This is a genomic window from Aromatoleum toluolicum (assembly GCF_012911005.2).
Lineage (GTDB): Bacteria > Pseudomonadota > Gammaproteobacteria > Burkholderiales > Rhodocyclaceae > Aromatoleum > Aromatoleum toluolicum.
Genome location: NZ_WTVS01000027.1, coordinates 59612 through 72339, shown reverse-complemented (window position 1 = coordinate 72339; position 12728 = coordinate 59612). Strand labels below are relative to the sequence as shown.

General features: G+C 67.4%; 15 protein-coding genes. 2 read left to right on the top strand and 13 right to left on the bottom strand.

Annotated elements, in window-relative coordinates:
* The 13 genes from GPA27_RS14185 to pilL2 form a co-directional block, all read right to left on the bottom strand.
* The coding region (locus GPA27_RS14185) for a hypothetical protein (protein ID WP_211165002.1) at positions 1-613 on the bottom strand (613 nt) is incomplete at its 3' end.
* Positions 614-623: 10 nt separating this feature from the next.
* The gene (locus GPA27_RS14180) at positions 624-1679 is read right to left on the bottom strand and encodes a TIGR03749 family integrating conjugative element protein (protein ID WP_169141262.1); all 1056 of its coding nucleotides are present in this window, start codon (positions 1677-1679) and stop codon (positions 624-626) included.
* Positions 1676-2449 carry a PFL_4703 family integrating conjugative element protein gene (locus tag GPA27_RS14175; protein ID WP_169141261.1) on the bottom strand — a complete coding sequence of 258 codons (774 nt, stop codon included), beginning with the start codon at positions 2447-2449 and terminating at the stop codon, positions 1676-1678. The genes GPA27_RS14180 and GPA27_RS14175 overlap by 4 nt, the downstream gene beginning before the upstream one ends.
* A gap of 15 nt (positions 2450-2464) precedes the next feature.
* Positions 2465-2899, bottom strand: a complete 435-nt coding sequence (locus GPA27_RS14170; protein WP_169141260.1) for a TIGR03750 family conjugal transfer protein — start codon at positions 2897-2899, stop codon at positions 2465-2467.
* An 8-nt stretch (positions 2900-2907) separates the two neighbouring features.
* Complete coding sequence (locus tag GPA27_RS14165; RefSeq protein ID WP_169141259.1) at positions 2908-3345, bottom strand: TIGR03745 family integrating conjugative element membrane protein; 438 nt, start codon at positions 3343-3345, stop codon at positions 2908-2910.
* Positions 3346-3426: 81 nt separating this feature from the next.
* On the bottom strand, positions 3427-3657 hold the full coding sequence (locus tag GPA27_RS14160) for a DUF3262 family protein (protein WP_169141258.1): 231 nt from the start codon (positions 3655-3657) through the stop codon (positions 3427-3429).
* A 16-nt stretch (positions 3658-3673) separates the two neighbouring features.
* The gene (locus GPA27_RS14155) at positions 3674-3970 is read right to left on the bottom strand and encodes an integrative conjugative element protein, RAQPRD family (RefSeq protein WP_169141257.1); all 297 of its coding nucleotides are present in this window, start codon (positions 3968-3970) and stop codon (positions 3674-3676) included.
* 17 nt (positions 3971-3987) lie between these two features.
* Positions 3988-4758, bottom strand: coding sequence for a TIGR03747 family integrating conjugative element membrane protein (locus GPA27_RS14150; RefSeq protein ID WP_169141256.1), 771 nt, complete (start codon positions 4756-4758; stop codon positions 3988-3990).
* The gene (gene traD, locus GPA27_RS14145; RefSeq protein ID WP_169141255.1) at positions 4755-6968 is read right to left on the bottom strand and encodes a type IV conjugative transfer system coupling protein TraD; all 2214 of its coding nucleotides are present in this window, start codon (positions 6966-6968) and stop codon (positions 4755-4757) included. Before traD ends, GPA27_RS14150 begins: the two co-directional genes overlap by 4 nt.
* Before the next feature lie 273 nt (positions 6969-7241).
* Positions 7242-7817: a transglycosylase SLT domain-containing protein gene (locus GPA27_RS14140; RefSeq protein ID WP_169141254.1), complete on the bottom strand. Its 576-nt coding sequence runs from the start codon at positions 7815-7817 to the stop codon at positions 7242-7244.
* On the bottom strand, positions 7814-8299 hold the full coding sequence (locus tag GPA27_RS14135; RefSeq protein ID WP_050416223.1) for a hypothetical protein: 486 nt from the start codon (positions 8297-8299) through the stop codon (positions 7814-7816). Before GPA27_RS14135 ends, GPA27_RS14140 begins: the two co-directional genes overlap by 4 nt.
* A gap of 10 nt (positions 8300-8309) precedes the next feature.
* Positions 8310-8978 (bottom strand): hypothetical protein, encoded by a 669-nt coding sequence (locus tag GPA27_RS14130; RefSeq protein WP_169141253.1) that lies wholly within the window; start codon positions 8976-8978, stop codon positions 8310-8312.
* The gene (gene pilL2, locus GPA27_RS14125; protein ID WP_169141252.1) at positions 8975-9460 is read right to left on the bottom strand and encodes a PFGI-1 class ICE element type IV pilus protein PilL2; all 486 of its coding nucleotides are present in this window, start codon (positions 9458-9460) and stop codon (positions 8975-8977) included. The genes GPA27_RS14130 and pilL2 overlap by 4 nt, the downstream gene beginning before the upstream one ends.
* A 619-nt stretch (positions 9461-10079) precedes the next feature.
* On the opposite strand from pilL2, the gene GPA27_RS14120 reads away from it, so the two are divergent.
* Positions 10080-10538, top strand: coding sequence for a hypothetical protein (locus GPA27_RS14120; RefSeq protein ID WP_169141251.1), 459 nt, complete (start codon positions 10080-10082; stop codon positions 10536-10538).
* Between the two features lie 5 nt (positions 10539-10543).
* Positions 10544-12694: a MobH family relaxase gene (gene mobH, locus GPA27_RS14115; RefSeq protein WP_169141250.1), complete on the top strand. Its 2151-nt coding sequence runs from the start codon at positions 10544-10546 to the stop codon at positions 12692-12694.
* The last annotated feature ends 34 nt before the right edge of the window (positions 12695-12728 follow it).

Below are 12728 nucleotides of genomic sequence, written 5' to 3'. Positions count from 1 at the left end.
CCGTACGGCGGGCGGGCGGCGCCGCTTCGGCGAGGGTGACCTTGCGCACGACGCCTTGCCTTCCGTCGGCGCCCTTGCCCATCTCGTAGCCCAGCGGCAGGACGCGGGTCGGTGCAGCGTTCCCGGACAGCGGTACCGCATCCGGTTTCGCCTTGTCGAAGCCGAAGCCGGCAGGGAGGTTGCCTGCGCCGATCGTTGATCCCAGCAGACCGCTCGACGCCTGTGAGTCGGCCGCGGCGCCGTGCTGGCGCTTGAGGGCGTCCATTTCGGCTGTCATTTCGGTACGCAACTCACGGCGAAGCTGATCGCGGATGCGATCCTCGCTACGCTGGTGGCGATCGTTCTGCTCCAGCAGGCGCCGGTTTTCGGCGATCAGGGACTGCACCTGATCGTTCAACTCGGTGTAGCCCGCGACCACGGTCTTGAGGGTTTCCTGCGGCGTATCGGCGTCGGCCCCCTTGGCGGTGGGAGGCAGGGGTACTTCCGGCACTGCGTTCAGGGGCGGCCCCGGCTCGACGCCCGGCGTCTCGCTCTGCCGATAGAGGATGTAGCCCGTCACGATGAGGGCAATCACGGCGAGGAAGGGGACCAGCCTGTTCTGGACAATCTGCATGGCGAGCCTCCTAGCGCCACAGCGGCACGGCCGTAAACGGCCGGTCGGAGACGAGGTAGACGGCGGTCGTGTCGGCCTCGGAGCCATGGGGCAAGAGATGCCAGTGCTGGGGCGTTGCGGCGATCCACTGCCCGCGTAGCCACCGTGTGTCCAGCTCGAGGTCGATGGCGCGCCCGGTGCGGTTGGTAAAGCGCACGGCGGTCACGTAAAGCGACCCGCTCGACCAGGCCCCCAAGGGCGCCGTTTCGATCTCTCCTCCCCGGTAGAGGCCGGCCACGGGGGACCGATCAACCGGTTCCTGGCGTACACCCGGCAGGGTGGGGAGCAGGCGGGCCGGCGCATACAGCATCTGCGCCGCGTAGCGCGTGAGCTGGATCATGTCGACCGCCGGCTCGTCGTTTCGTCGGGTTAGGGCGAGCTCGTCACTCTCTGCGGCAGCATCACCGGGCAGATGGACGCGGAGGATCGGCGGGAGCTGGACGCCTTCGACCGACTCGATATCGAGCGGAACCGTCGCGCCGCCGTCGACTGCCTGCGCATACAGCCGGGCGCGCGGGAAGGGTCCGTTCGCCGTCAGATAAGCGGTGTCCTCGATAATCTGGACCTCGAGCAGACCCTGCAGGCTAGCGGGCACATCCATCAATGCGACGAACGGGAGCTGCAGCAGGCGCTCCCGCCCTGGGCTCAGGAGCACCCGGACGGGAAGGCGCTCGAACAGCACATGCTGGGTGCGGCCGACATTAGTTTGGCGGTCGTCGGGGCGATCGGGTGACCGCAGCGGCGCCTGCGTTTCCGGGGGCGATAGAGGATTCGCAGGCTTCCCGGCGGCTGAGCCGTGAGACTGGGGTGCGGGTGCCGGAGCGGGCTTGGGGGCCGGCTCTGGGGGGATGGTGCCGAGTTCCATGGTCGTCGTGCCGGCGGGATGCCAGGTTGGCGCCGTCCCCGATCCGACAGGCCCGGGCGACAGGCCAACCGGGGAGGGCGCCTTGGCTTCGGGCTCCTGCGCAGAGGCAGAAGCAAGAACGCCGAGGCAAACAAGCGCCGTGGCGGCGCGAATGGCGATCATGACTCCTCCTCCTTCGTGTCCGGGAGCCGCGGCGGCACGGCCTGCGGCAGGTCTGAACCAGCAGTGGTGGCAGACGGTGCCGCGGACGGAGGCAGCGGCGCCGCCGGCGCCGGCTGGGCGGCGATCGGCGCCTCCAGGGCCTGCGGGTCGATCCGTTCGGGATGACGGCGGGCGAAGCAGTTCAGGGCGAGGCCCCAGGGATTGCGCTCCCGGTCGACGTCGTAGCGCACCACGTGCAGGGGATAGCGGATGAAGGTGTCCTTCACGGGCATCCCCCTGGAGGTCTCGAGGATCTGGGCATCGAGGAGCACCGTCCATCCACCGTTGCCGTGCGCCGTCACCCGGTTCGCCGTGAAGCCGTACCCGGGAATCTCCAGGAGGGCGCGGGTGCGCTGGATCAGCTCCGCATCGGCGGACTTGACGCTGACGTCCTTGAGGAGCTGCTCGCGGCAGGACGGCGTCAGGTAGTTCTGGAGCGCGTAGATCTGCGCGACGTAGTCCTTGGATCCATCCTTGGCCCAGCGGTTGAGCTGCTGCCAGATGAGGTAGCCGAAGGCATAGACGTTCGGAGGCGGCACCTCCGGCGTACGTCCCGCCTGAATGGTGACCCCGCGGGAGAGGTCTGGCGGGATATGCACAGTGAAGTGCGTCAGCCTCACGAACCTGTCGGCCACCGCGATCAGCACGATGACCAGCGCGACGAGGATGGCCCAGGACTGGAGGCGAATCGTCGCGCGGGCGTTTGCGAGGTTGTCGGTGTAGGCAGGCATGGCAATGCTCCGGGCTCAGCACAACGGGTTCCGGCGTTTCGCCACCTGAGTGGGCTCGAGTGTGCGGCCGAGGTCCCAGGCGCCCGCGTGCGAAACAAGATGAGAGCGGATGAGGCCGAGGCGCGCCGCGCGACGCTTGAGCAGCTGAACGTAGTAGTGATCGGGGCGATTGCGTTTCATCGTGGCGAGGTACCCCGCCGCGACCCAGATCGTGGCGATGGGACCGGTGGCGATGATGAGGACGGTCACCGGTAGGTGCTGCAGGGCGAGGCCCACCACGCCGCCCACCGGGAACCACAGCAGAAAGGCCAGCCCGATGGCCCATTTCGACTCGGTGTACGAGAGTCCCTTGATGATCGCCGGCTCCGCGTTCACGCGGTCGGGCAGCGGCGCGCGGCCCGTTCCGCTGGAGGTATCGGGCGTCGGCGCCAGGGGGCTGGAGGTGTCCATGGTGGCGCCTAGTCGATGATGGTGGCCGCCTCGTTGAGGAGGTAGACCATGAGCACCAGCACGACGGCGCCGACGACCGCCAGCACGCCCAGATCCCCGAGCTCCGCGCGACCCATGCGGTACTCGTTGAACTTCGCGATGCCGCCGGCCGCGACCGCGATGAAGCCCAGCGTGGCGATGATGAGACCCAGGACGATCAGGCCGTTCTTGAAATACTGCTTGCCGATCTCGATGTAATCCCCGGAAGCGGCACCGTCCGCGGCGACGGCCGTCGGCAACTCGGCCAGGGCCGGTTCGGCGACGAAGACCGAGGCGAGTACGCCGAGGCCAAGCAAGACGATGTGGGCGGCCGCCTTTGCCCGGCATCGCAGGGGACGCTCGGGGGCTTGCGCCGTGTGACGATCCGCGGCATTCGCTGCGCCCGAAGGTTGGATGAGGAGATTCATGGTTTCCTCCGTGAGGTGGTGAGGCGCCGCACCGTGGAACGCCGGCAGGCCTGCGGCCCGGCCTGCCGAGTCGGCCGCGATCTAGGTGAGCAGATAGATCAGCAGCAGGACGATGATTAGCACACGCAGCTTGTAGAACAGGAGCATCGGCAGGCGTCGCGGGTCGTCGAGGCCTTCGATCCCGAGTCTGCGCACCATGTCGGCGGCCCAGAGAACGACGACAGCGCCGACGAGCAGGGCGAAGAAGAGCCCGATGTAGCCGGGTTGGTAGCCGGCCGCGGCGGCGAAGGCGGCGGACTGCTGGGGCGACATGGCGGTACCTCCGGGCTCAGCGCCGGTAGTCGCCCTTTAGCGGTTCGATCGGGCGGGGATGCCGTGGTGCGTCGAGGTGGTCCGCAATACCCGCACGGATGTGATCGAGGTCGCGGGCGAGCTCGTCGTACTGAAAATGGATGCGGGCAATGGAGGGGGCATCTGCCTTCGCTGCGCGAACCTCGGAGGTGAGAAGTGCGAGCTCATGTTCCAAGCGCGCGAGGTTCTCGCGCTCGCGGTCGGTGTCGGCAGCCACCGGCAAGGTGGTAGCTGCGACGAGGGCGGCGATGGTGAAGCGGAGCAGCAATGGCATGACGGACTCCTTGGTTGCTACAGGTACTTCTTGAACGTGCTGGCGGTGGTCGAGAGGGCCGCGGCCACCAGGGTTGCGAAGATCAGGACGAGGTACGCGGGATTGAATCCGCCGAAAGGCCACGCGAGATAGGCGGTGAAACCGGCAGTGAGGAACCACCACGTGAAGCGCTTCGAGTGGTGGTAGACGTAGGAGGACTCCCGGCCACCGGTCCACCTGCGCAGGTCGCGACGGACCAGGCCATCGATCAGGCCGATGAAGATGGCCATCGCGAAGGCCGGCAGCGCATAGAAGGCGATCGCCAGCCGGATGGCGGTGTCCTGGGCCACGTAGTAGGCGGTCTCGACGGCGCGCCCGACTTCCTTGACGATGCGGCGTACGGCGCGCGCGTGGGGATTCGCCACCGCGTCGGGCTCAATGGCAGTCGTACGGGCGATGAACGCGGGGGCGCCCAGCGAATGGAACGGACGCGCGACGAGCTCGGCGAAGTCGCGCGCAAAGGCGACGGTGTCGTCGACCATGAGCGACCGGGGATAGCCCTGGAGGTAGCCGAAGTCCTCCTCCACGGCGGCTATGGCGCGTTCGACGCCGCGGCCCTTCCAGAAGGTGTGATCGCCTAGGATGGTAAGGGCAGTCCCGAAGATCCAGGAGCTCAGGGTGGAAAAGGCGAGGCCGATCACAACGCTCGCCAGGGCAGCAATGGGGCCGCGGGACCGGTCCGCCGGTGTGGCCGATGCTTGGGGCGCCGGGGGACGGGCGGATCCCGCGGACGAGGCGGCGGTGCTCACTGGACTGCCCTCCTGTCGCTACGCGGCATCCTCCCCGAGGGAGGGGGAGCGCCCCCTTCGGGCGGCCGGGCGGGGGTGCTCACTGCCGCCTCCCCGGCGTCATCGTCCGAGGTGTCGAAGCCCAGTGGCGCGACGAGCCCGACCGGCATGTCCTTCAACCAATCGGTCTGAGCGGCCCAGTGCTCGGCCGTCCGATATTTGGCCCGCATCTGGACGGCCACCTCGCGGAGCGACGGCGGAATGAAGCGATCGTTCGTGGCATCGGGCAGCGGAAAGCGCAGCTTGAAGAGGCGATTGCCCTCCAGCAGGGCGAAGGCCTGTCCTTGCGGCAGGGCCATCATGTCAGCCGGGGAGACCATCGGCACCCGCTGGGTGGTGAGGCGGTCCTCGTTGCGGGAGGTGAAGTCCGTCTCGGTCGACCCGTCGGTGTCGCTCACGCCGGTCACGACCATGAGGTGCTGCACGTCGACCTCGGGCAGCTGATTGCAGAAGAACTCCGCAGTGCCCGGATCCTTCACCCGCAGCATGATGATGTTGTTGAAGTTGCCCAGCACCTGACGGGCCTTGGCGGCGTCTCCGAGCTTCGCCTCGATGTCGGGAATGGTCTGGGTGTAGGCGGTGATGCTGAAGCCCGATCCGCCCAGCTTGTTCACCATCGGCACAAACTCCGGTCCAGCGATCTCGTTAACCTCGTCGAAGTGGCAGGCCACATCGGGCAGGATGATCTTGCCTTCGGGATGGTGGGGATCGAGGCCGGTCTTGTAGAGTTTGCCGCCAACGCTGACGAGATCGGCGAGCATCGAGTTCCCGACGGCCGCTGCGACCGTGGCGTCCGAGAGTGCGTCGAGACCGACATAGACGATGCCGTCTTGCCGGATGACCTGCATCCAGTCGAAGATCGGCCGGATATCGGTCGCGTCGAAATAGTCCGGCGAGATCAGCTTGCCGACGGGGCCGGTGGTGAGCTTCTCGAGGAAGGGGCCGAGCGAGGCCACGATCTTCTCGAAGAAGCTCCGCTCGTAGCGGACCGCGGTGGCGAGGCCCTGGAGGACAGGATCGGGAAGCTGCAGATCCTTCAGCACGTGCACGAGGGCGATCAGGCGGTCGCTGCGATCCTGCAGGGCGCGCGGAACAGTAATCTGGCGTTTCTCGATGCGGGTCTGTACTCCCTCGACAAGGATCTCCCAGTTCTCGGGGCCTTCCGTGCGCAACACGTGCGTCGCGTAGCGCAGGAAGAGCGGTTCGATGTCCGTGATGTCGCGCAGCAGCAGGTTGTAGGTGGGCACCTGCCCGAGGGCGACCTGGGCCTGGGCGACGAGATTCGTGAAGCGCCATGCGAATTCCTTGAAGGCCGCCGAGTTGCCGCTGGAGGGCAGGGGATTCGTCGTGCGGTTCGCGACCTCGGTGATGCGGGCGAAGTTGCCGATGCCGTTGTAACGGGCGGAGATGTCGGGGTAACCCAGGTGGAACAGATAGAGGTGGTCCAGGCGCCCGGCGCGCGCAGCTTCGGCATGGACGCGCAGCATGAGGTCCGCGTCGCCCTTCGGGTCGATGACGATGACGACCTTCCCGTCGCGGATGTCCTGGGTGGCGAAGAGTTCCATTGCACGGGTCTTGCCGACGCGCGTCGTGCCGAGGACGACCAGGTGACCGGGGCGATGCTTCTGCCCGAGGGCGACGTGATCCTCATTGGGCTCGACGCCGTGCAGTACCGGCGTCCCGCCGAGATCGGCAGGCTCTGATAGCGGGTTCCACCAACGGGGCAGCGCGAGCGCTGCGGCGATCGGCTTGAGCGGCGTGGCGCCCATCGTGCGAAGCACCGCGCGCGTTGCGCGGATGCTTGCGCCTTCGACCAGGTAGGGCTGGGCCTGCGGGCGTGTGGCGTCCATGCGGCGCTGCGTGTGTTGTTGCCCCCAGGCAAAGCCTTCGCCCAGATACAGCTTGCCCGGAATGCGCGGCAGTTTGTGCGGCGCGATGGTCGTCGCCTTGTACCGGGTGAGACCGTATTGATAACGGCATACCCGCCATGCCTGTCGGGCGCGCAGGCCGGCGAAGCCGAAGGCGAGGGCGGCGGTGCCCAGGCCGAGGTCCGGGGGCATCATCAGCGCCCACGGAGTGATGAGTGCGACCAGGCCGCAGCACGCCGCGGTCAGGGCACTCCAGATCTCGATGGGAGGGCGCAGCCACGCTTCGATGGTGCCATGGCTCATGTGCGATTCCCCAAGAAGAGCGCACAACCATGGTCCATCGGCAGGGAGGAGGCCGTTGAAGAGGACCATGGTTGTGCTGAAACCGCCGTTGCAGCGGTCAAGGACCCGCAAGAACTGCGGGGGGAGGGAGACAGCACGGCGATGGGGATGGGATATGGCGCCGGAGTCGTTCCGGTGCGATGGGATCCCGCACGGAAGAAGGAAGAGGCAGCGCAGAGGCGCGGGCGATCGCCGCCGATGCGGAAGCCAGCGAGACGCGTCCGATGTGGCAGCTCAGGCATGATCGGGAATCCTCTCCATCCGTGCGAAGACTGAACGCGCGTAGCGGTTGGCCCGCGAGGAATTGCCGGGGCTGTGATAGGCGCCGGCGGCGTCGAACCAGTTGGCTGCGGAACTGCGCCTCTCGAGGAGGATCGCGCCGGCCACCCGCAGGTTGTGCCAGGGGTCGAGCGCAAGCTCGGGCGTGCGCAACTTGTCGGAGTGGTAGTGCCAGTTGACCTGCATCGGGCCGCAATCCACGTTGCGTAGCCCCTGGGCAAGGACGTGCTTGAGGTCGGTGACCGCTTCCGGATAGCGTTGGTAGCGGCGGGGGCTACGGCGGACATTGAGCGTCCACGGCCAGGGCAGCGCCAGCGCACCCCACTGCATGGTGGACTCCTGGATCGCGATGGCGAAAAAGAGCTTGGGCGGGAGCGCGAGCGACTGGGCCACGATGCGATAAGCGGGCGGGACTGGTGGATAGACCACGCGGGTGCGCTCGCGGCCGAAGGCGAGCCCAGGCACTGCCGCGAGCAGCCCGCCCTGGCAGAGGCGGACGAGGAAGGTGCGACGTGCGGGAGACGAGCTCATTGCGCCGCACCGCCCGGCGTGAAATACCAGTTGGGGAGGGTGGGGGCGTTCGGAGCGCGCCCGAAGTCGATCGCCTTGCCGTGTGGGTAGAGACGCCGCGTGGCCGCATCACCGGCTCGCTGCCAGGCGAGGACACGCTGCGTGTCGTCGTGCAACAGTTTGGCGAAGAGCTCCGCATAGCGGTCTCGCTCCGCGTCGGAGCGGGCGTGGATGCCAAGCACTTCGACCGGGCTGATGGTGGCTACGCTGAAGGCGCCGCGTGGGCCGCGCATCAGGCGTCGCGCGCGGTGCAGCTCCTCGAGGGTGATGCCCCAGTAGCCGGCTTCGACGCGATCGACGGCAGCAACTTCGGTGGCATCGGGGGCCGAGGGGTAGGCGGCGGTGGTGCCAGGTTGAACGGCGCGCAGCTGCGTGTGGCCGGTCTCGACGGCCGCGGCCGGGTGCAGCGCGGCGACGAGGAGGAACAGGACGGTCTTGCGCATGACTCACGCCTCAGTTCTTGGCATCGACGGCGGTCACGGTGCCATCGGGCAGGCGGAGGTGGACCCGGCGGGCCTGGGAATCGATGCGCTCGATGCGCGCAATTCCGACAGCATCGCCCTCGCGATAGAACGCCAAGTTGCCTTGCGCGTCGCGAATCGCGACAGAAGGCTTACTGCCCCAGGTGTCGATCGACAGGACTGTGGGCATCCGCGGCTTGGGCCCTGCCGGTTTGGGCGGCTTGGCGCCTACGGGCCGTTGTGCAGGTACCGGTTTCGGCAGGGGTGAATTGGCGAGCGCTTCCAGCCGCGCGCGAATGTCGTCATTGCGCTCATCCAACGCGACAAGGTGGGCCTCAATGGCCGAGAACCGGGCCCCAAGATCCTCGAAGGAGCGAGAGAGTTCAGCGAAGCGGTCGTCAAGCTGGTCCAGCCGTGGCGAAGCAGGGGGCGGCGGTTCGGGCGCCGCGATCGTGGGTAGCGGCTGCGGCACCGGATCCACACCTTCGGGTTTGCGCGGCGGTTCCGACGGCCTCGGGCTGAGGACCAGGAAGACTGCCCCGGCGACGAGCAGGGCAGCGATCAGGTACACGACGCGCGCGCGGTGGCCCGACGCGCGCAGGGAAATGCGTGGAGCGAAGCGGGAGAATGCGCCGACGGGCGGAGTTTGCGGCGCGTTCATTCGATCGCCTCCGGTGGCGTGACAGGTGCGACGGGACGGGTGATGACTGCTTCCACAATCGCCACCTCGTTTGGGGCCTCAGAGTTGGGGCCGCGCAGAGCGATCGTCAGGGTGCGATCGACGGGCGAGGGATTCACGTTGTAGGGGTCCCCGAGGAGGGCCTGAAGAATCGCGCGGGCCGGGTAGGGTCCCAGGACACGATGTGATTCGGGTAGGGGCAGGGCCAGGAGGGCGGTGGCAGCGGGATCGGCGGATGCCACGCGGTAGCCCGTCCGCAGGAGGAGGTAGGCGACCGCATCGCCTACGGTTCGCACATGCTCGCGCGGGAAGTGGACGGCTGCGACTACGGCGAGCGGATCGGCGACGGCTGCGGCAGGGGCAGGTTCGGCGACGGTGTAACGGGCAAGGCGAACCTGGTCGGGCGGGGTGGTCCACGCACCGGTGACAACCAGCAGCAGCGCAAGCGCAAGAAGGCGAGGCATGTGGGTCCGCTCCGTGAGGGGAGGCGTCCCCACCGGGAGCGGTGAGGACGCCGGGCTGCTGGGGTCAGCGGCCAGTCACGGGGCGCAGTGTGGCAAGCGCGTTTGCGTCTTGCAGCCCGAAATTCGAAAAACATTTTTCGAATTTCGCCTTGCATCGAGGGGGGAAAAGATCGTAGGCGAAAGGGTGCAAGGGTGGGCGGCCGGTGGCGGTCCGCCTTCTACGGGGCTACAGGCCCAACCCGAAAGGGCGCCCAGCTCGAATTCCGCTGGGCGAAGGATTTACGGGGACGGGGCGCCTTGCGGCAAAGGCCGACGGGAGACGGGCCGCCAGACCGCCTGGAGCGGCCTGGCGGCAAATGCGCCAAAGGTTCCGGTACAACCACTGTGGCATGTCAAGCGGAAAGTCGAAAAACCTGGCGCGATTTTGGTGCGGACAGAAAGGGTGAATTGCGGCACGCTCTCGTCGCGATCCGGCAATCGCGGGTGTCATCGAGTCCTCGCCAAGTCCCCTGTCCTATGCCTAAAGTAAGGTGTGCCATGCGCGGCCGCGGTCGGCCGTCCACGGCTTGGGCCAAGACGTGAAGAAAAACAACTCGCACCTTTCAGAGGTGTTTTCGTGATGAACGACCTGCCCCCGCCAATTCCCCCGCACCAGCAGGAGGCCCGTACCCAGGCCGTCATGACCATCGGTCATTTCCTGGAGGGCCTTGGAGAGCCGGGATGGCGCAACGTGCTGCTGTGCTGGCTTGGACGATACGATGGCCTGGAAGCGTACCTCTACCCGGAGGATGACCCGGTCTTGACGGTCCGCGACCTGCTGGCGCGTTACGTGGAGGCCCTGCGGCCGGCTGATCCGGCCCAGCTCGCGGCGGATCTGGTCACCCTGCCGTTCTGCCGGTACCGCGCGAAACGCGACGACGAAAAGTGGAAGCCGCTGGCCGAAACCTTCTCCTCGTTCTGCCGAGGGACGACTGTCGAGGTCTGGGAGTCCGAGCGGCCATCGCCACCGTCGGACGTGCTGCAGAAGTGGCTGCTGGCGCAGTTCTGCGCGGCTCAGATCCGCAATCGCCAGGGCTGATCCCCATGGCCGCGCTTGCCGCCGCATGTTTCCTGGCTGCGGCAGCGCTGGCCGGCTGGCTCGGCTGGTCCATCTACCGCGAACGGGCCGTGCGGCAACGTCCGGCCGATGCCGATGCGGAGCAGGCGACGGCGGGAGCGCCGGCCACCGGTGCCCTTGCCGCCCCCGGCCTGGCCGCCAGCCGAAGCGGCTGGCTCAGGGTCCTCGACGCGCCGACCCTGGTCCAGGTATGCAAGCTTTCGAACGCGCTGCAACAGATCCATCGTGAATCGAAACTGAGCCAATCCACTTGGGATCGCGACGTCGCGCCCGCGATCCTCGGCTACCTGCGGTTCGTGCAGCTCTTGCCGGCCAGCGAAGCGCACCATCACGCCCATGTCGGCGGCTTGGCCGCCCACACGATCGAGGTACTCCATGCAGCGGTCACCTTGCGCAATGGATACCTGCTGCCCAAGGGCGGCGCCGCCGAGGTGATCGACGCCCAGCGCGATCACTGGACCTACGCCGTCATCCTCGCCGCGCTGTTGCACGACATCGGCAAACCGATGACCGACTTGCGGGTGAGTGTCGCCGACCGACCAGGCGGCCCCGGACGGCAATGGCTTCCGGTATCCGGCGACATGCCGACCGCCGGCGCGGTCGAATACGAGGTGCGATTCGCGCCGAAAGCCGAACGCAACTACGGTGCGCACCGTCGCCTGCCGCTGGTGCTGGCGCCGAGGATCGTCCCTGCAACAGCCCTGGCCTTTGTGGCGCGCGAACCGTCGGTGATGCGCCAGCTCGAGGCTGCCTGGTCGGGCGATGACGCAACCGGGGTGCTGACCGAGATCGTGCGCCAGGCCGATCGCCGCTCGGCCGCGAGCAACTTGCAGCATGGGCCACGCAACCAGTTCGCGACTGCGACAGCGGTCCCGCTGGTCGACCAACTGATGGACGCCATACGCCGGCTGCTGCGCCAAGGTGCGTTGCCGCTCAACCGGGACGGCGCGGCAGGTTGGATCGGCGCTGGCGCAGCCTGGTTTGTGGCGAAGCGGCTCGCGGACACGGTACGGGAAGAGATCGCACACACCAATCCGGACGACGGCGCGAGCATTCCCGGTCCGGCCAAGAACGACCGGCTGTTCGACACTTGGCAGGACTATGGGCTGCTGGAGCGCAACCCCGACACCGGTCAGGCGATCTGGTACGTGGAGGTCCGCGGCGAGGGCTACGCCCACGAGTTCGCGATGCTGAAGTTCCCCTTGGTGAAGCTCTTCGATTCGGCGGACGACTACCCGTCCGACTTCGATGGCGAACTCGTCGTCAAACCGCCCCGAAAGACACGGGACAAGCGAGCGGACGAACCACCGGGCGACGGCCAGGGCGGGGCACCAAAGCCCGGTGATCGCCCTGAGCGGCAACGCGCCTCGGGTCCGCTGACGCCGCCCGATATTCCTCCTCCCAAGCCCACCCATGCGGCGACCAGGCCATCCACGGGTCGTGACCAGCCGGCGAGCGAGGCGAAGACCCGCGAAGCCAAGGGGCACGAGGCTCCAGCCGCGACCGCGAATCTCGGCCGAAACGACGAATTCCTCTCCGATGACGACTCGGTGACATCCGCGGGCACGGTATCCGGGAAGCCCCGCCGCTGGCCGCCCTCAGCCACGCGACCCGTTACTCCTTTCGCATCCGTGCGAAAGTCGGACACCGACGACGCCAAGTCCATTCACGAGACGCCCAGCGACGCCGCCGTTCGCTTCATGGTGTGGCTGCAACAGGGGATCGCTGACGGATCCATCCCCTACAATGAAGCCGGCGCGCCGGTCCATTTCGTGCCAGAAGGGATGGCACTCGTCTCCCCGCGGACATTCCGTGACTTCGCGGCGCTCTACGGTGACGACGGCAACGGGATGGATCCTGATGCGAGCCCGTCGGATAAGCTGGGCATCGGCATCCAGCGGCAAGTCATCAAGGCGCGCTGGCACCTGGTCGGGCCCGGAAACTCGAACGTTCATCACTTCGGCGTTGTCGGCCGCGGCGGAAAACGCGTAGGAAAACTCGCTGCCGTCGTGATCAAGCACCCTGAGCACTGGCTCAATCCTGTCCCGCCCTCGAATCCGAACATTGTGTCCTTTGTCGATCCCGACTCGTCCGAGCAATCCGGTGCATCCTCGTGATCCGCTTGCTCGCGGTTGCCAAACCTGCTCAACC